This is a genomic window from Nocardioides sp. Root151 (genome assembly GCF_001427925.1).
In the GTDB taxonomy this organism is placed as follows: Bacteria; Actinomycetota; Actinomycetes; order Propionibacteriales; family Nocardioidaceae; genus Nocardioides.
Map to the genome: position 1 here is coordinate 778,112 of NZ_LMGG01000004.1, position 18,286 is coordinate 796,397.

17 protein-coding genes are annotated in these 18,286 nt (G+C 70.5%); 12 read left to right on the forward strand and 5 right to left on the reverse strand.

The genetic code is table 11. The annotated features are described in order from the left end of the window. Positions 1-8: 8 nt before the first annotated feature. Positions 9-530 (reverse strand): YbhB/YbcL family Raf kinase inhibitor-like protein, encoded by a 522-nt coding sequence (locus tag ASD66_RS12320; RefSeq protein WP_056891071.1) that lies wholly within the window; start codon positions 528-530, stop codon positions 9-11. A gap of 90 nt (positions 531-620) precedes the next feature. On the opposite strand from ASD66_RS12320, the gene cobT reads away from it, so the two are divergent. The 4 genes from cobT to ASD66_RS12340 all read left to right on the forward strand — a co-directional run bounded on the left by cobT (position 621) and on the right by ASD66_RS12340 (position 4,641). After that, positions 621-1,691 carry a nicotinate-nucleotide--dimethylbenzimidazole phosphoribosyltransferase gene (gene cobT, locus ASD66_RS12325; protein WP_056891072.1) on the forward strand — a complete coding sequence of 357 codons (1,071 nt, stop codon included), beginning with the start codon at positions 621-623 and terminating at the stop codon, positions 1,689-1,691. After that, positions 1,691-2,908 (forward strand): uroporphyrinogen-III C-methyltransferase, encoded by a 1,218-nt coding sequence (gene cobA / locus ASD66_RS12330; RefSeq protein WP_200950006.1) that lies wholly within the window; start codon positions 1,691-1,693, stop codon positions 2,906-2,908. Before cobT ends, cobA begins: the two co-directional genes overlap by 1 nt. Beyond that, complete coding sequence (locus ASD66_RS12335; RefSeq protein WP_056891074.1) at positions 2,901-3,704, forward strand: TrmH family RNA methyltransferase; 804 nt, start codon at positions 2,901-2,903, stop codon at positions 3,702-3,704. Before cobA ends, ASD66_RS12335 begins: the two co-directional genes overlap by 8 nt. A gap of 241 nt (positions 3,705-3,945) precedes the next feature. Further along, positions 3,946-4,641, forward strand: a complete 696-nt coding sequence (locus tag ASD66_RS12340; RefSeq protein WP_056891075.1) for a GNAT family N-acetyltransferase — start codon at positions 3,946-3,948, stop codon at positions 4,639-4,641. A 35-nt stretch (positions 4,642-4,676) separates the two neighbouring features. On the opposite strand, the gene def is transcribed toward ASD66_RS12340, so the two are convergent. Continuing rightward, a complete protein-coding gene (gene def, locus ASD66_RS12345) occupies positions 4,677-5,315 on the reverse strand; it encodes a peptide deformylase (protein WP_056891076.1) in 639 nt (212 codons plus the stop codon). A 105-nt stretch (positions 5,316-5,420) separates the two neighbouring features. Between def and ASD66_RS12350 the strand changes: the two genes are divergently transcribed. Both ASD66_RS12350 and ASD66_RS12355 read left to right on the forward strand, forming a co-directional pair. Then, positions 5,421-6,797 carry an acyl-CoA dehydrogenase family protein gene (locus ASD66_RS12350; protein ID WP_156388649.1) on the forward strand — a complete coding sequence of 459 codons (1,377 nt, stop codon included), beginning with the start codon at positions 5,421-5,423 and terminating at the stop codon, positions 6,795-6,797. A gap of 29 nt (positions 6,798-6,826) precedes the next feature. Further along, positions 6,827-8,038: an acyl-CoA dehydrogenase family protein gene (locus ASD66_RS12355; protein WP_056678015.1), complete on the forward strand. Its 1,212-nt coding sequence runs from the start codon at positions 6,827-6,829 to the stop codon at positions 8,036-8,038. A 125-nt stretch (positions 8,039-8,163) separates the two neighbouring features. Here the strand turns inward: ASD66_RS12355 and ASD66_RS12360 are convergent, their stop codons facing one another. Next, the gene (locus tag ASD66_RS12360; protein WP_056678020.1) at positions 8,164-8,451 is read right to left on the reverse strand and encodes a YiaA/YiaB family inner membrane protein; all 288 of its coding nucleotides are present in this window, start codon (positions 8,449-8,451) and stop codon (positions 8,164-8,166) included. Between the two features lie 92 nt (positions 8,452-8,543). Here ASD66_RS12360 and ASD66_RS12365 point away from each other — a divergent pair, with 92 nt between their 5' ends. Beyond that, the gene (locus ASD66_RS12365) at positions 8,544-9,155 is read left to right on the forward strand and encodes a hypothetical protein (protein WP_056891078.1); all 612 of its coding nucleotides are present in this window, start codon (positions 8,544-8,546) and stop codon (positions 9,153-9,155) included. A 110-nt stretch (positions 9,156-9,265) separates the two neighbouring features. Here the strand turns inward: ASD66_RS12365 and galK are convergent, their stop codons facing one another. Beyond that, on the reverse strand, positions 9,266-10,423 hold the full coding sequence (gene galK, locus ASD66_RS12370) for a galactokinase (protein WP_056891079.1): 1,158 nt from the start codon (positions 10,421-10,423) through the stop codon (positions 9,266-9,268). A 26-nt stretch (positions 10,424-10,449) separates the two neighbouring features. On the opposite strand from galK, the gene ASD66_RS12375 reads away from it, so the two are divergent. Continuing rightward, the gene (locus ASD66_RS12375; RefSeq protein ID WP_056891080.1) at positions 10,450-10,905 is read left to right on the forward strand and encodes a peroxiredoxin; all 456 of its coding nucleotides are present in this window, start codon (positions 10,450-10,452) and stop codon (positions 10,903-10,905) included. A gap of 3 nt (positions 10,906-10,908) precedes the next feature. Here ASD66_RS12375 and ASD66_RS12380 read toward each other — a convergent pair whose 3' ends face one another. Further along, on the reverse strand, positions 10,909-11,667 hold the full coding sequence (locus ASD66_RS12380; protein ID WP_056891081.1) for a class I SAM-dependent methyltransferase: 759 nt from the start codon (positions 11,665-11,667) through the stop codon (positions 10,909-10,911). Positions 11,668-11,740: 73 nt separating this feature from the next. On the opposite strand from ASD66_RS12380, the gene ASD66_RS12385 reads away from it, so the two are divergent. The 4 genes from ASD66_RS12385 to ASD66_RS25630 form a co-directional block, all read left to right on the forward strand. Next, positions 11,741-13,177: a GuaB1 family IMP dehydrogenase-related protein gene (locus ASD66_RS12385; RefSeq protein WP_056891082.1), complete on the forward strand. Its 1,437-nt coding sequence runs from the start codon at positions 11,741-11,743 to the stop codon at positions 13,175-13,177. An 86-nt stretch (positions 13,178-13,263) separates the two neighbouring features. Then, positions 13,264-15,090, forward strand: coding sequence for an ABC transporter ATP-binding protein (locus ASD66_RS12390; protein WP_056891083.1), 1,827 nt, complete (start codon positions 13,264-13,266; stop codon positions 15,088-15,090). Beyond that, complete coding sequence (locus ASD66_RS12395; protein ID WP_082599461.1) at positions 15,087-16,985, forward strand: ABC transporter ATP-binding protein; 1,899 nt, start codon at positions 15,087-15,089, stop codon at positions 16,983-16,985. The genes ASD66_RS12390 and ASD66_RS12395 overlap by 4 nt, the downstream gene beginning before the upstream one ends. 272 nt (positions 16,986-17,257) lie before the next feature. Then, positions 17,258-18,286: lytic murein transglycosylase (locus tag ASD66_RS25630; RefSeq protein WP_156388711.1), on the forward strand; the 1,029-nt coding region annotated here is incomplete at its 3' end.

Below are 18,286 nucleotides of genomic sequence, written 5' to 3' on the forward strand. Positions count from 1 at the left end.
AGTCTTCGTCAGTGCTGGTAGGTGCCGTGGACGATCGCCCGACCCAGCGTCTTGAAGGCCAGGTTGAACGAGACGACGGCGGGTGAGGCGTCGGCGTCGACGCCCAGGGACTCCTCGCCGACCGCGTGCACCACGAAGTAGTAGCGGTGCACCTGGTCGCCCTCGGGCGGCGCGGCACCCATGAACCCGGCGTCGCCGCCGTCGTTGCGCACGTGGAAGGCGTTGCCCGGCAGGTCACCGGACGCGGCGCCGGCGTCGAGGGACGTGACGTCGGCCGGCACGTCGACCAGCACCCAGTGCCAGAAGCCGCTCGGCGTCGGTGCGTCCGGGTCGAAGCAGGTCACCACGAAGGACTTCGTGCCCTCCGGGGCACCACTCCAGGCCAACTGTGGCGAGGTGTTGCCGAGGGCAGCGACCTGGTCGTCCTTCAGCGGCTGGCCGTCGGTGACGTCGGCACTGGTGAGCGCGAAGGACGCGGTCTGCGGCAGCAGGTCGTAGGGATTCGGGGTCACGGGGCGTTCGATGCTCATGCCCCGAACTTAGTACGACAGCCCAGTCCGCCACGTGGAAGGCGACCCGCCGGGTCAGCGCGATGTCCGGGAATCCATAAGAATGGCCCGGTGAACTCCCCACGGACACTCCTCGACTCCACCCTCGCCGCGATCCGCCCGCCGTCGGCAGAGGCCGCGCAGCAGGCCCGCGACCGCCAGGCCCAGCTCACCAAGCCGGCCGGTGCACTCGGCGTGCTCGAGGAGGTCTCGATCCAGCTGGCCGGGATCGCCGGCACCTGCCCACCGCCCGCCCCGGCCGCACCCGCGGTGGCCGTCTTCGCCGGTGACCACGGAGTCCTGGCCCAAGGTGTCTCGCCGTGGCCGCAGGAGGTCACGGTCGGGATGGTCGAGAACTTCCGCGCCGGCGGAGCCGCGGTCAACGTCCTGGCCCGCGCCTGCGGTGCCGTCGTACGCGTCGTCGACGTCGGTGTCGCCTCCGAGATCGCCGGCGACGAGGTCGTGCTGGCCCGCAACGTACGCCGCGGCACCGGGGACCTCAGCGTCGGCCCGGCGATGACCCGCGACGAGGCGGAGCAGGCCATCTCGGTGGGCATCGAGGTCGCCAACCTGCTGGCCGACGCCGGGCACGACGTGCTGCTCACCGGTGACATGGGCATCGGGAACACGACGCCGTCGGCCTGCCTGCTCGCCGCCCTGACCGGCACCCCGGCCGAGGTGGTCACCGGTCGCGGCACCGGCATCGACGACGAGACGCTGGCCCTCAAGACCCGGGTCGTCGCCGACGCGGTCGCCCGGTTGTCCGCCGACGCGGACCCGGTCGACGTGCTGGCGGAGGTCGGCGGCCTCGAGCACGCCGGTCTGGTCGGCTTCATCCTGGGCGCCGCCGCCCGCCGGCTCCCGGTGATCCTCGACGGCGTCATCGCCGGCTCCGCAGCCCTGGTCGCCCAGGCGCTCTCGCCCGACTCCATCGGCTACTGCCTGGCCGGCCACCGCAGCGTCGAGCCCGGTCACCGCACCGCGCTCGAGAAGCTCGGCCTGCGCCCTCTGGTCGACCTAGACCTGCGCCTCGGCGAGGGAAGCGGTGCCGCACTGGCGTTCCCGCTGGTGCGCTCGGCCGCGTTGATCCTCGACGAGATGGCCACCTTCGACTCCGCCGGTGTGGCGAACAAGGACGCATGATGCGCGACTTCGTCCCCTACCCCTCGGGTCTGCGGCTGGCCGGCCGCAAGGTGGTCGTGGTCGGCGGCGGGCACGTGGCCCAGCGGCGGGTTCCCGCACTGATCGCTGCGGGTGCCGACGTACACCTGGTCTCGCCCGAGGTCACCCCGGCCATCGAGGGCCTCGGCGCCGAGATCACCATCGAGCTGCGCGGCTTCGTGGAGTCCGACCTGGACGAGGCGTGGTACGCCATCGCGGCGACCGACGACGCCGAGACCAACGCGGCCGTGGCTGCCGCCGCCGAGGAACGCCGCATCTTCTGCGTGCGCAGCGACGACGCCCGTGAGGCGACCGCGTGGACGCCGGCCACCGGTCACCACGGCACCGTGACCGTCGCCGTGCTCGGCAACCGCGAGCCGCGCCAGTCGGCGCAGGTGCGCGACGAGATCATGCACGCCCTGCGGGAGGGGCTGATCACCGCCAACCACGACCGCACCCCCGGGGTCGTGCTGGTCGGCGGCGGGCCCGGCGACCCCGAGCTGGTCACCCTGGCTGCACGCAACGCGCTGGCCTCGGCCGACGTCGTCGTGGCCGACCGGCTCGCCCCGCGCGAGCTGCTCGACGAGCTGTCGCCCGACACCGAGCTGATCGACGTGGCCAAGCTGCCACGTGGTCGCTCGGCCAGCCAGGAGTTCATCAACAAGGTGATCGTCGAGCGCGCCCTCGAGGGCAAGCGCGTCGTCCGCTTCAAGGGCGGCGACAACTTCGTGTTCGGCCGTGGCTTCGAGGAGGTCATCGCCTGCAACGCCGCCGGTGTCCCGGTCACGGTCGTCCCGGGACTGTCCTCGTCGATCGCAGTACCGGCCCGGGCCGGCATCCCGGTCACCCACCGCGGCGTCACCCACGAGTTCACCGTGATCTCGGGCCACCTGCCGCCCGGCCACCCCGAGTCGCTGGTCAACTGGGACGCGGTCGCGCAGATGCAGGGCACCGTCGTGCTCCTGATGGCCGTGCAGAACGCACCGCACATCGCCACGGCGCTGGTCGAGGGCGGCCGTGCGAGCGACACGCCCGTGGCCGTGGTCATGGAAGGCACGATGCCGGAGGAGCGCACCGTGCTCTCGACGCTCGGCACCCTGGCCGCAGACATCGAGGCGCAGTCGGTGAAGCCGCCGGCGATCATCGTGATCGGCGAGGTCGTGGCGGTGGCTCGGCCGGAGCACTACGGGCGTGGCTGAGGTCCACCACGTCGACGACCCGGCCGACCCGCGGCTGGCGGACTACCGCGACCTGCGCGACGTGCAGCTGCGCAGGCACCTCGAGACCGAGAACGGCCTGTTCCTCGCCGAGGGGGAGAAGGTCGTCCGTCGTGCAGTGGAGGCCGGCTTCGCGCCGAGATCGTTCCTGATGGCGCCCAAGTGGCTCGACGGCCTGGCCGACATCCTCGAGACGACCGACGCGCCCTGCTTCGTGATGGAGGAGCGGGTCGCCGAGCAGGTCACCGGCTTCCACGTGCACCGTGGTGCCCTGGCCTCGCTGCGTCGTACGCCGTTGCCGACGCTCGACGCCGTGCTGGAAGGAGCCCGCTCGGTGCTGGTGCTCGAGGACATCGTCGACCACACGAATGTCGGAGCGATCTTCCGCAGTGGTGCGGCGCTCGGCTTCGACGCGGTCCTGCTCGCCCCCCGCTGCGCGGACCCGCTCTACCGCCGATCGATCAAGGTGGGCATGGGTGCGGTCTTCACCACTCCGTGGACCCGCCTCGACGACTGGTACGACGCGCTGCCGGCCCTGTCGGCACGCGGGTTCACCACCGTCGCGCTGACCCTGGCCGACGACGCCACTGCCATCGAGGACGCCGTCGCCGAGGTCGAGAAGGTGGCCCTCGTGCTCGGCGGAGAGGGACACGGACTCTCTGCTCGCTGGGAGAGGTCCGCGGACCGTCGCGCGATCATCCCGATGCGCGAGGGCATCGACTCGCTCAACGTCGCCGCGGCCACCGCCGTCGCCTGCTACGTCACCGCCCGCCGCTGAGGCTCTCGGTGCGTCCTGCACCCCGGTCCCTGCGACAACCCTGACGCAGGACGTTGTGCCGGACGTCCTGCACTGCGGTCACTCTGGCAACCCCGGCGAAGGACGTTGTGCGTGACAGTCGGTGGAGCGCAGGTCGCCGGCCGCGACGTTGAGCAGTGGGGCAGCTCGTCGAGTCCGGTCCGGCGCCGCGCGGCAAAGGGTTGCCGATCATCGGACTTTGTCCTCGTGTCACGATGAGTCGATGACTCACTCTCTCGCGGCGTCGACCCTGCAGCAGATCAGGGACGGCTGGGCGGGGGAGTTCGACGTGCCGGTCGAGGTGTTCGCGGAGCCGGGCAGCCACACGTTCGGCCGCGACGACGCGGGTTCGCTCGTGGTCGTGACCCTCGAGGGAGCGCAGGTCGCGGTCGGCACGCCGGAGGCGATCGAACGGCTCCAGACACTGGCCCCCGAACATCGCGCCGACGTCGAGGCGGTCCTCACCGTCCTCCACGGACTGCAGCCCGAGCCGCTCGGCTCTGCCAGCCTGTCGTACGTCGAGCGGGTGCTGGTGCCGACCGGCATCGAGGTGGCGGTCGGGCCCGTGCAGAACGTCGACATGCTGCGCGACCACTGCACGCAGGAGGAGTGGGACGAGAGCGGGCTGATCGACATGCCGGCGAGGGTCGCCGCCCGACGACCCGACGGCAAGGTCGCGGCCGTGGCCGGTTACGAACGCTGGGGCCAGCACCTGGCCCAGCTCGGCGTCCTCACCGATCCGCAGTGGCGCGGCATGGGCTACGCGGCGGCGGCAGCGGCGCGGGCCGCTCAGGTCTCGCAGAACGAGGCGCTGGTCCCGCAGTGGCGCTGCCGGGTCGGCAACACGGCGTCGGAGGACGTGGCGCAACGCCTCGGTTTCCAGCGGATCGGCCACCAGCTCGCGATCATGCTGGGTTGACCGCGGTGGTCTCGAGACGGCGCTGGCGCGCCTCCTCAACCAGCGGGCGACTCCTGGGCATCTGACTCCGGCTTGGCGCCGACCGGCCAGTCGGCCGGGTAGTCCTCGACCAGCTTGTCGTGCTGCTTCTTGAGCTTCTTGCGGTTCCGGTCGCTGATCCGGTCGCCGAAGACCGTGCCGAACGTGTGGTCGGTCTCGTGCTGGAGGCAGCGGGCCAGCAGGCCGTCACCCTCGAAGGAGACCGGCTCGCCGTCGAGCCCGGTGCCGGTGACCGACGCGAAGTCGGGGCGGGCGCACTCGACGAACGCCCCCGGGAACGACAGGCAGCCCTCCTCGGCGACGTCGAGGGTGCGGTCCTTGCCCTCGGGGAGGGTCACCTCGGGATTGCAGACCACGCCCACCGTGCGGCGTCCGCTCTCGTCGGGACAGTCGAAGACGAAGACGGCCAGGTCGACTCCGATCTGGCAGGCGGCCAGGCCCACGCCGTCGGCGGCGTACATCGTGGCAACCATGTCGGCGACCAGGCTGCGGAGGTCGTCGTCGTACGACGTCACCCGCTGTTGCGGCGCGTGCATGACCGGGGTTCCCCACCGGGTCATGGGTCGCGCGGACCCGCCTTCCGGGAGCGACCCGTGGGGCGCGTGGACGGCTGGTTCGGCGGCGTTCGAGCTCATGGGGACATCGTAGAGAGCGGGCCCGAGGCGCGGATTCCCGCCTCGTGACGTGGGACATACCGCGAAATTGTGGCGCGGTGTGTAACTCCGAGTTACATTTTCTACATGTCCCTGATCAGAGCAACGAAGAACGCGGTGGCGCCGGGCGGCAAGCACGGCCTCTCGAACCGCGAGTCGCGCGACCCGATCGGCTATGCCGTCCTCGCGCTCAACAAGCTCGCCCAGAGCGAGCTCATCGACCGCATGGGCCTGCGCAAGCAGACCGAGCAGACCGTGTTCACCGTGACCCGCAGCGGGTTCAAGGTGGCCGGCCAGGCCGGCCGCGCGTTCGCGAAGAAGGGCAAGAAGGGCGCCGACGGCGTCCGCGTGCCCGCCGCCAACGCCCAGGGCGTGTTCGACCTGACTCCTACCGACGACGAGCAGATGCTGGTCGACGTGGTCTCGGAGTTCGCCGCGGAGGCGCTGCGTCCCGCGGCCGCCGAGGCCAACGAGACCTGCGTGGCCCCCGACGACCTGCTCAAGTCGTCCCTCGAGATCGGCCTCCCGATCCTCGGCGTCCCCGAGAAGCTCGGTGGCATCTCCGAGGAGCGGTCGGCGATGGCCGGCACGCTGGTGGCCGAGGCCCTCGCCAAGGGCGACATGGGCCTGGCCGTCGCCGCGCTCGCACCCGGCGCGGTCGCGACCGCCCTCTCCCTGTGGGGCACCGACGAGCAGCAGTCGACCTACCTGCCCGAGTTCACCGGTGATGACGTCCCGGCCGCAGCCCTCGCACTCAACGAGTCGAAGGTGCTCTTCGACGTCCTCAAGCCGTCGACCCAGGCCGTCAGGGCCGAGGGTGGATACGTGCTCAACGGCGTGAAGACGCTCGTGCCGCGCGGTGCCCAGGCAGAACTCTTCATCATCGGCGCCGAGCTTGACGGCAAGAACGTGCTGTTCCTGGTCGAGTCCAAGGCCGAGGGCCTGCTCGTCGAGGGCGACCCGGCCATGGGTGTGCGCGCCGCGAGCCTGGCCAAGATCACCCTGCAGGACGTCAAGGTCCCCGCCGACGCGATCCTGGGCGCGACCGACGGGTCGACGTACCTCGAGGCCGTCCGCCTGTCGCGGCTGGCCTGGTGTGCACTCTCGATCGGTACGGCGCAGGCCGTGCTCGACTACGTGACCCAGTACGTCAACGAGCGTCACGCCTTCGGTGAGCCGATCAGCCACCGCCAGAGCGTCGCGTTCATGGTGGCCAACATCGCGATCGAGCTGCAGTCGATGCGCCTGGTCACCTACAAGGCCGCCGCACGCGCCGCCCAGGGCAAGGACTTCTCCCGCGAGGTCGCCCTGGCCCGCAAGATCTGCGGCGACAAGGGCATGCAGATCGGCCTCGACGGCGTGCAGCTGCTCGGCGGCCACGGCTTCGTCAAGGAGCACCCGGTGGAGCGTTGGTACCGCGACTTGCGGGCCGTCAGCCTCGTGGAAGGAGGCGTCCTGGTCTGAGCTCCGGCTCATGACTTGGCGAGAACACCATGATCAATCTCGAAACCCCCAAGAAGCACCGCGCACTCATCGACCAGGCCCACCAGGTCGCGATGAACATGCTGCGCCCCATCTCCCGCAAGTACGACCTCGGCGAGCACGAGTACCCCAAGGAACTCGACATGCTGGCCGCGATGATCGACGGGCTCTCCGAGTCCGGTGCGTCCGAGGGCGCCGGTGCGACCGGCGTTCGTCGTGACGAGAGCAGCGACGACAAGACCGTGAAGAACGGTGCCAACCTGGCCTCGGTGCTCTCCGTGGCCGAGATGTGCTGGGGCGACACCGGCCTGCTGCTCTCCATGCCCCGTCAGGGCCTGGGCAACTCCGCGATCGCCTCCGTGGCCAACGACGAGCAGCTCAAGCGCTTCGAGGGCACGTGGGCCGCGATGGCGATCACCGAGCCCGGCATCGGCTCCGACTCCGCGAACCTCTCGACGACCGCCCGCAAGGACGGCGACGAGTACGTCCTCAACGGCGAGAAGATCTTCGTCACCTCGGGTGAGCGCGCTGACTGCGTGGTCGTCTGGGCGACGCTGGACAAGGCGCTCGGTCGGGCCGCGATCAAGTCCTTCGTGGTCGAGAAGGGCACGCCCGGCATGAACGTCGAGCGCCTCGAGCACAAGCTCGGCATCCGCGCGTCCGACACCGCGGTGATCACGTTCACCGACTGCCGGGTGCCGGCCGCCAACCTCCTCGGCTCGCCCGAGGTCGACGTGAAGCAGGGCTTCGCCGGCGCGATGGCGACCTTCGACAACACGCGTCCGCTGGTCGCCGCGATGGCCGTGGGCTGTGCCCGCGCGTCGCTCGACCTGACCCGCGGCCTGCTCGAGGAGGCCGGCGTCGAGATCGACTACGACCGGCCCGCGCAGCTCCAGTCCGCCGCCGCTGCGAAGTTCCTGCAGATGGAGGCCGACTGGGAGGCCGCGCAGCTGCTCACCATGCAGGCCGCCTGGATGGCCGACAACCGCAAGCCCAACTCGCTGGAGGCCTCGATGGCCAAGGCGAAGGCCGGCCGCGTCGGCTCCGACATCACCCTCAGCTGTGTCGAGCTGGCCGCCGGTGTCGGCTACAGCGAAACTGAGCTGCTCGAGAAGTGGTCGCGCGACTCGAAGATCCTCGACATCTTCGAGGGCACGCAGCAGATCCAGCAGCTGATCGTGGCGCGCCGCCTGCTGGGACTCTCGAGCGCCGAGCTCAAGTGACCCGCTGACCAGAAGCCTGTCTCCATTGACAGGGACATGAGAGGGCCCCGGCCACCACCTGGTGACCGGGGCCCTTCCCTGTCCCGGACCCCCGCGCCGGGCAGTTCGCGGGTCAGGCGCGTCGATCAGACGGCCGGACGGAAGGGGTCGTGCTCGGCGAGGATCTTGTCCACCCGGGCCTGGTCGAGGCGGGCCACGACGGCCTGGTTCTCCTGCGAGTCGCGCACGCACTTGGCGAGGGTGAACGACGAGGTGGTCAGGAACAGCGTGCCCAGGGCGAGGAACGCGCGGATCCAGGGATCGACCGGCAGGTAGCAGACCGCCAGGATCATGGTCAGCAGGGCGATGCCGAAGGAGATCGCGGCCTGGAGGAAGAAGGCGTTGGTGGACTTGGCGGGGAGTTGGTTGCTCATGACGACAACTCTGCCCAGCATGACGGCCCGCCGTACCCGCCTCGCTACCCGAGTTCACCTGAGTACGCCTACCCATGTGATCGGATACGTGCATGAAGCCGTACGCCGACCACCGGCCGCGCCGAGCCCGCCAGATCGCCGCCGACGTCTTCTTCGTGGTCTGGGTCGGGTTCTGGATCTGGCAGGGCGTGAGCACGTTCCAGTCCACGATGGAGCTGACCAAGCCGACCGAGCGCACCCAGCGGGCCGCCACGTCGCTGGCCGACAACATGGGGGAGGCGGCCGAGTCCCTCGGGTCCATCCCGCTGCTGGGCGACGCGGCCGCCTCGCCGTTCCTGAAGGCGGAGGCGTCGGCCCAGGAGCTGGCCGACGCGGGTGACCGCACCGAGCACTCGCTGAGGGTGCTGGCCTGGAAGCTGGGGCTGTCACTCGGCCTGGGACCGGGCGTCCTCCTGGGCGCCTTCTACCTGCCGCCGCGGATCCGCTTCATCCGCAACGCCACCGCCGGACGCTGGTTCGTCGACTCCACCCACGACATCGACCTCTTCGCCCTGCGGGCCCTGGCCAACCAGCCCCTGCACGTGCTGGCCCGGATCAGCGACGATCCCGCAGGTGCCTGGCGGCAGGGCGACCCGGCGGTGATCCGGGCGCTGGCCCACCTCGAGCTGCGCGACTCCGGACTCGCCCCGCCTCCCGGCCTCTGACGCGAACCGTGGATTCTTGATGCGCGAACCGTCGACGGTTGATGCGCGAACCTGCAGTTCTTGACGTGAGGCGTGGAGGGAGACCGCCTCCGTCACGTTCGCCCCGATGCTCAGCCGATGACTCCGGCGCGGTCCGAGGGGCTGGTCCGCAGGAAGGTCGGGGCCTTCCAGCCGCGTGCGGAGTACGCCGCCACCACGGTCGCCGCCACGTCGTCGAGGCGGTCGCGGTCGACCAGTGCGATCGCCGATCCGCCGAAGCCCCCGCCGATCATCCGGCCACCGAGCGCACCCGCGGCTCGGGCCGTCGAGACCGCCACGTCGAGCTCGTCGCAGCTGACCTCGAAGTCGTGGGCCAGCGAGGCGTGCGAGGCGTCGAGCACCTCGCCGAGCTCGCCCCACTCGCCCTCGACGATGGCCTGGTCGGCGGTGTCCACGCGCTCGCACTCGCTGATCACGTGACGGGCCCGGCGCAGCAGCACGTCGTCGTGCAGGGCGGACCACCGGTCGGCGGACGCCCGCCCGAGGTGGGTCACTCCGAGCAGGTGCGCCGCGGCCTCGCACTCCCGTCGGCGTGCGGCGTACGACCCGTCACCCAGGGCATGCCGCACACCGGTGTCGATCACCAGGAGCTCCAGGCCCGCCTCGTGCCAGGGCACCGGGACCGCCCGCGTGGAGCCGTCCGCGAAGTCGATCCACAGCGCCTCGCCGGCCGGCGCGAGCATCGACACCAGCTGGTCCATGCCGCCTGTCGGGGCGCCCGCTACCTCAGCCTCGACTCGCTTGCACGCCTCCGCGAGCTCCCGACGTCGTACGTCGTCGAGCGTGCGCCCGCTCAGTGCATCGACCGCAACGGCCACGGAGCAGGCCAGTGCCGCGGAGCTGGACAGCCCGCTGCCCAGCGGGACCGTGCTGTCGACGACCAGGTCGACGCCGTGCTCGAGCTCGAGGGCCCAGGGCACCCCGGCGGCGTAGGCCGCCCAACCGGTGGCGCTCCGCAGGTCAGCGAGGGTCCCGGTCCAGGTGTCGTCGAGGGTGAGGCTGTGCACCCGCACGGTGTCGTCGGTGCGGGCCCGCGCCGCGACGTATGTCGCGTGGGGGAGCGAGAGCGGCAGGCAGCGGCCGCCGTTGTAGTCGGTGTGCTCGCCGATCAGGTTCAGTCGCCCGGGCGCCCTGGCCACCAGCTGTGCAGGGTGGCCGAAGAGACTCGCGAACGCGCCGGCAGTCCGGTCCTTGAGGGCAGCAGGGTCGCCCGGGTCCACGTAGTCCACACACTCACTCTAGGGATACTTGTGCCATGAAGACCCTTGCCGCAGGCCAGACCGCCCCCGACTTCGAGCTGCCCGACCAGGACGGCATGGTGCGCCGCCTGGGCACGCTCGTCGAGGACGGCCCCGTCGTGCTGTTCTTCTACCCGGCGGCGATGACCGCCGGGTGCACCAAGGAGGCGTGCCACTTCCGCGATCTTGGCGCCGAGTTCGCGGAGGCCGGGGTGCAGCGCATCGGCATCAGCACCGACGGGATGGAGAAGCAGGCGGAGTTCTCCGCGAAGCACGGGTTCGACTACCCGCTCCTGGCCGACGTCGGCGGCGAGGTGGCCGCGTCGTACGGCGTCAAGCGGTCGCTGATCGGCAAGGCCAAGCGGTCCACGTTCGTGATCGGCCGCGACCGAAGCATCGTGAAGGTGATCAGCAGCGAGCTGAACATGAACGTCCACGCCGACGAGGCGCTCGCCGCCGCCCGCGCCAGCTAGGCGTCAGACCCGGCGGGCCAGGTGGATCCGCAGGTCGCTGCTGACCGCGACCAGCTCCGGCAGGGCGGCGCGGATCCGCGCGAAGACGTCGTCCCGGTCCTGGCGGCTCAGCATCAGGTACGCCGACACCGTCGAGAGGTAACCGAGGTAGTCGTCGACCGCGACCTCACTTCGCCGGGGCACGACGGCGGCCACCACGTCGGTGAACATCGGTGACGCGGCCAGCTCGGTGCCCGGCCACTCGAGGCCTCCCTGCCCGGGCGTGACCTCCTGCCTGGGGGCCCGGTCGTCGGACAGGACCGGACTCCTCGCCTCGCGGACAGCCGCCCGCACCTCGGGGTCGGACAGCCTGGTCGGCCCGCCGAAGCATGCGAACACCCCGCCGGGGCGCAGCAACCGGGCAATCCTGGTGAAGCGGGTGGCGGGATCGGTCCAGTGGAGTGAGGCTGCGGCGTAGACCAGGTCGAAGACCTCGCCCTCCGGGTAGGCCTCGAGAGTGCTCTGACGTGCCGTGACGGACTCGGGCACGTGGCGGCGCAGCTCGGCCAGCATCTGGGCGTCCGGGTCGGTGGCCGTGACCGCGATGCCGCGCGCCGCGAACACCCGGGTCGCCTTGCCGGTGCCGGCGCCGATCTCGAGGGCCGTGCGCACGTCACCGTCGGCATGGACCAGCACCCGGTCCACGATCTCGGGCGGATAGTCCGGCCGATGCAGCTCGTACGCCGCGGCGGCCGCGCCGAAGGTGAGTGCGCGCTCGGTCATGGCCGCAAGGCTAGACCGGGCTCGTGCTGCTCACCTACGGAGTTTCGGGCGGTGGCGGGTAGATTCGACCGCTGTGCGCTTCCTCCACGACACCCTGCCGTCCCATGACCTGACCTACGACGACGTCTTCATGGTCCCGCGGCACTCCGCGGTCGCCAGCCGGTACGACGTCGACCTCTCCACCTCCGACGGCACCGGGGCCACGCTGCCCCTCGTGGTGGCGAACATGACTGCGATCGCCGGCAAGCGGATGGCCGAGACGGTGGCCCGCCGCGGCGGCCTGACCGTGATCCCGCAGGACATCCCGATCCCGGTCGTCGCCGACGTGGTCCGCTTCGTGAAGTCGCGCCACCTTGTCTTCGACACCCCCATCGAGCTGCGTCCCGACCAGACCGTCTCCGAGGCGCTCGCCCTGATCCCCAAGCGCTCCCACCGGGCCGCGGTCGTCGTCGACGGGAACCGCCCGGTCGGCGTGGTCAGCGAGGCCGACTGCGCAGAGGTGGACCGCTTCGCGCAGGTGCGTGACGTGATGAACTCCGACTTCGTGCGCCTGCATGCCGACACCGAGCCGCGCGCTGCCTTCGACGCGATCGACGGAGCCCGTGCGCCACTGGCGGTGGCGGTAGACGCCGACGGCGCACTCGTCGGCGTGCTCACCCGCACCGGGGCCCTGCGTGCGACGCTCTACTCGCCGGCCGTGGACGCCGACGGCGGGCTCCGCATCGCCGCGGCGATCGGCGTCAACGGTGACGTCGCGGCCAAGGCGGCCGAGCTCCTCGACGCCGGGGTCGACTGCCTCGTCGTCGACACCGCCCACGGGCACCAGGAACGCATGATCGAGGCCCTGCGCGCCGTGCGTGCCCTCGACCCCGGGGTGCCGGTCGCGGCCGGAAACGTGGTCGACGCCGACGGAACCCGGGCACTGATCGAAGCCGGCGCCGACATCATCAAGGTCGGGGTCGGGCCGGGTGCCATGTGCACCACCCGCATGATGACCGGCGTCGGCCGCCCGCAGTTCTCGGCGGTGCTCGAGTGTGCGGCCGAGGCCCGCACCCACGGCAAGCACGTCTGGGCCGACGGGGGAGTGCGGCACCCGCGCGACGTGGCACTCGCCCTGGCCGCCGGAGCCTCCGCCGTGATGGTCGGCTCCTGGTTCGCCGGGACGCACGAGTCCCCGGGCGACCTGCTCACCGACTCCGACGGACGGGCCTTCAAGGTCTCCTTCGGCATGGCCTCGGCGCGGGCCGTGGCGAACCGCACGTCGACCGAGTCGGCGTACGACCGAGCCCGGAAGGGCCTCTACGAGGAGGGCATCTCCTCTTCTCGGATGTACCTCGACCCACAGCGCCCGGGTGTCGAGGACCTCGTCGACGAGATCTGCTCCGGCGTGCGTTCGGCCTGCACCTACGCGGGGGCCACCTCGCTCGGTGAGTTCCATGAGCGTGCCGTGATCGGGGTCCAGTCGGCCGCAGGTTTCCACGAGGGTCGGCCCCTGTCGACCAGCTGGTGACCCGCTGGAAAATGAATTGAGCGCTGTCAGGGGCAGGGCGTAATCTGGTTCTTACAAGAATCCACGAGGGGAACCGCCAGCGCCCGATGTCAGCCACCGCCTCCGCCACGTCCCCAGAATCGCACCACGAGCCCACCCAGCCGGCGCCGCATCCGCCCGCCGGCGTCCATTCCCTGTGGCGGCTGCGCGGCTATCTCCGGCGGCACGTCCCCGCCCTCGCGGTCATGCTCGGCACCTCGCTCGGCGGGGTGGGCCTGAGCATCGCGATCCCGCTGGTGACCAAGGCCCTCATCGACGGCCCGATCGCGGACGGCGAGATTGACCCCGTGCTGCCCCTGGGCCTGCTGGCACTCGCACTCGGCGTCCTGGAGGCGATGCTGATCTTCTGGCGGCGCTGGATCCAGTCCAACGCCGTGCTCGGCGTCGAGACCGACATCCGCCACGACCTCTACGAGCACCTCCAGCGACTGCCGATGGCCTTCCACAGCCGTTGGCAGTCCGGGCAGCTGCTCTCACGCGTCACGACCGACCTCTCCAGCATCCGACGGTTCAGCGGATTCGGGCTCCTCTTCCTGCTGATCAACGTCACCCAGCTCATCGTGGTGACCGGGGTGCTGCTCCACATGTACCTGCCGCTCGGCCTGGTGGTGGCCGCGGCAGCCCTGCCGATCATCTATCTCTCGATGCGGTTCGAGAAGCGCTATGTCGTCGTCTCTCGGCGGGTGCAGGACGAGCAGGGCGACCTGGCCACCCTGGCGGAGGAGGGGGCCGTAGGCATCCGGGTGATCAAGTCGTTCGGGCGCTCGCGCCACGTCTCCGAGCAGTACGACGACGCCGCCCGCACCCTGCACGCCACCTCCATGGACAAGGTGCGCCTCTCCGCACGCTTCTGGACCTTCCTCGAGGTGATCCCCAACCTGGCGGTCACGCTGGTGCTGCTGCTCGGCGCGCTCGGCGTGGGCCGTGGCGACCTCAGTCCCGGCACCCTCGTCGCGTTCATCGTGCTGATGCTGTCGTTGGTCTGGCCGATCGCCTCACTGGGCGTCATCCTGGCCATGGCGCAGGAGGCGATGACCGCTTCGGCCCGCGTGCTCGAGATCTTCGACGCCGAGCCCGCCATCGTGTCCGGTACCAAGACCCTCGAACGGCCCCGAGGCCACCTTCGCTTCGAGCACGTCGACTTCCGGTTCCCCGACCAGCACGACGACGAGCTCGTGCTGCGCGACGTCAACCTCGACATCGCGCCGGGGGAGACCGTGGCCGTCGTCGGTGCCACCGGCTCCGGCAAGACCACGATGACCGCCCTCGTGCCCCGGCTCTACGACGTCACCGCGGGGCGGATCACCGTCGACGGCGTCGACGTGCGCGACCTGACCCTGCCCTCGCTGCGCACCATCGTCGCCACCGCGTTCGAGGAACCCACCCTGTTCTCGATGAGTGCGCGCGAGAACCTCACGCTCGGTCGAGCCGACGCCACCGACGACGAGATCGCCGAGGCCGTCGAGGTCGCCCAGGCGGGGTTCGTGCACGACCTTCCGTGGGGTCTCGACACCCGCATCGGCGAGCAGGGGATGTCGCTGTCCGGCGGCCAGAGGCAACGTCTGGCCCTGGCCCGTGCCGTCCTCGCCCAGCCACGCATCCTGGTGCTCGACGACACACTGTCGGCCCTCGACGTACACACCGAGAGGCTGGTCGAAGAGGCGCTGCAGCGCGTGCTCGCCGACGCCACCGGCATCGTGGTGGCACACCGTGCGTCCACGGTGATGCTCGCCGACAAGGTCGCGCTGCTCCAGGACGGCACCATCACCCACGTCGGCCAGCACAGCGACCTGATGGCGACCGTGCCCGCCTACCGCCAGCTGCTGGCGGCAGACGTGTCCGACAGCGATGCCCTCGAGGAGGCACCCGCGTGACCAGCACTCCGGTCCACACCTCGACGCCGGACCCACGAGACCCGGGCAACGAGGAGGAGCCCTTCGAGCGGGCCAGCCAGCAGGACTGGCGTGGAGTCGCCGGCGACGGCCGGTCCGACGAGATCACCGACGCCGCCAGCATCAGACTGCGTGACCGCTCCCGACGGTTGCTGGGCGACCTGCTGCGCCCGCACCGCACCTGGCTGTGGATCGTGGTCGGCATCGTCATCGTCGAGAACGCCGCCCGCCTCTCCATCCCCTACCTCGTCAAGGAGGGCATCGACCGCGGCATCCCGCCGATCCGCGAGAGCGGTGAGACCGGCACGCTCTACCTGATCGTCGGCATCGTGCTCCTCGCGACGATCACGCAGGCGATCACCCGCCAGATCTTCCTGGTGATCTCCGGCCGCATCGGACAGGACATGCTCTTCGAGCTGCGCCGCCGGGTCTTCCGGCACTTCCAGAGGCTCAGCCCCGCCTTCCACGACGACTACACGTCGGGACGCGTCATCTCGCGACAGACCTCCGACGTCGACGCGATCTACGAGATGCTCGAGACCGGCTTCGACGGGCTCGTGACCGCGCTGCTGACACTCGTCGGCACCTCGGTGCTGCTCCTCGTGCTCGACGTGAAGCTCGGCCTGGTCGCGCTGTTGTGCTTCCCGTTCCTGATGCTGCTGACCAACTGGTTCCGCAAGGAGTCGGCCAAGACCTACCGGGTCACCCGCGAGAAGGTCGCCCTGGTCATCGTCCACTTCGTGGAGTCGATGGGTGGCATCCGGGCGGTCCAGGCGTTCCGGCGCGAAGACCGCAACCAGGAGATCTTCGACGACATCAACCACCAGTACCGCCGGGCGAACCTTCGCGCCTTCCGGCTGGTGGCGTGGTTCATGCCGGGCATCAAGCTGATCGGCAACCTGACCATCGGGGTCACCCTGCTCTACGGCGCCTACCTCGCGTTCCACGGCGAGGTCACCGTCGGCGTCCTGGCGGCGTTCCTGCTCTACCTGCGCCAGTTCTTCGAGCCCATGCAGGAGATCTCGCAGTTCTACAACACCTTCCAGTCGGCCTCTGCCGCCCTCGAGAAGCTCTCCGGGGTGCTCGAGGAAGAACCCTCCGTCGGCGAGCCGGCCCGACCGGTGCCGCTCGACGATGCCCGGGGCGAGCTCACCTTCGACGCGGTGCGGTTCGAGTACGTCGAGGGCGTGGCGGTGCTTCCCGGCCTCGACCTGCAGGTTCCGGCCGGCCAGACGGTGGCACTCGTCGGCACCACCGGTGCCGGCAAGACCACACTGGCCAAGCTCGTCTCGCGGTTCTACGACCCGGTCTCCGGCGCAGTCCGCCTCGACGGCATCGACGTGCGCGAGCTCGACGACGAGACGCTGCGCCGGTGTGTGGTCATGGTGACCCAGGAGAACTACCTGTTCAGCGGCACCGTTGCCGACAACATCCGGTTCGGCAAGCCCGACGCGACGATGGAGGAGGTCGTGGCCGCGACGAGGGCCATCGGTGCCCACGACTTCATCGTGGCCCTGCCGCAGGGATACGAGACCGACGTCGCCAACCGGGGCGGTCGCCTGTCGGCGGGGCAGAGGCAGCTGGTCGCCTTCGCGCGTGCCTTCCTGGCCAACCCGGCCGTGCTGATCCTCGACGAGGCGACCTCGTCGCTCGACGTCCCGTCGGAGCGACTGGTCCAGCGGGCCCTCAAGACGATCCTCAAGAACCGCACGGCGCTGATCATCGCCCACCGCCTCTCCACCGTGGAGATCGCCGACCGGGTGCTGGTGATGGAGCACGGGGACGTGGTCGAGGACGGTTCTCCCGACGACCTGATCGCCAGCGGCGACGGTCATTTCTCCGACCTGCACGACGCCTGGCTCGAGTCCCTGGCCTGAGATCGGGCTCCAGCCGGGGGATGTCCTCAACGGGCTGCACAGGCGGCTCTCGACCCGTCGGTGAGCGCTGCAGAGTAACCTGCGGCGGCCGTTCTGGTGATTTCTTGTCACCTACATACCAAATCTGCGCCAAATTCCTTGCGGATCCCGTTTTCAAAAGGGAAATCGGTGCAAGGATCGGGGTCAGCGGCGACCTCGTCTGAGGTGTACGGGGGCCACGACACTAACGAGACGACTCTGCCATGAACGGTTCACGCTCAGGACTGGTCCGGATGTCCACGCGCGCAATGCCCGCTGCGGTGCTCGGGGTGGCCCTCCTGACCGGAGTGACCGGATCTCTGCACGCCCCGTCCGACTCCGGCGCGGCCAGCGCCGACACCGGTGCGAGTCGTGCCCAGGCAGCGCCCCCGGTGCCCGAGGTCGCACTCGAGGCTCCGGCCAGCGTGACGCCCGCGGCCAACGCCGGCACCGACGGACGGGTCAGTCTGATCGCCTCGACGACCGGAACGGCTCTTCCGTCTCCCGCACTCAGCGCCTACCAGCGCGCGGCCTCGGTGATCAACGCCTCCGACACCACCTGCCACATGGACTGGCAGCTCCTCGCCGCGATCGGCCGGGTCGAGTCCGCGCACGGCACCTACGGCGGCAGCACCCTCGACGCCAACGGGCTGGCCACTCCCTCGATCATCGGCGTCGCCCTCGACGGTCGCCGTACCGCCCGGATCACCGACACCGACGCTGGCCAGCTCGACGGAGACACCCGGCACGACCGCGCCGTCGGACCGATGCAGTTCATCCCGGCCACGTGGTCGGTCGTGGGGGTCGACGCCGACGGCGACGGCGAGCGCAACCCGCAGGACATCGACGACGCGGCCCTCGCCGCAGCGGTCTACCTCTGCTCCGGCAGCGATGACCTCGGCACCGACGCCGGCCGGCGCTCCGCCGTGTTCCGCTACAACCACTCCCAGGCGTACGTCGCCCTGGTGCTGGGCCTCATGCAGAAGTACGTCGACGGCGACCTGTCGGCGGTGCCCGCCACGATGACGGTCTCCGCCGCGATGAACACCAACCTCGTCGGACCGGTCGCGATGGGTCCCTTCGCCTCACGGGTGCCCACCGACCACCGGGCCAGCAAGGTCGCGGACCAGAAGAGGGCGACCAAGGACGAGGCAGCCGCCGAGCCCGGGAAGCTCAACCCCACGCCCGTCTCGCCCGGCACCGCCACCGCACCCGTCCACCCGACCGACCCGGGCACCACCGAGCCGTCGGAGCCGACCGACCCGGGCACCACCGAGCCGTCG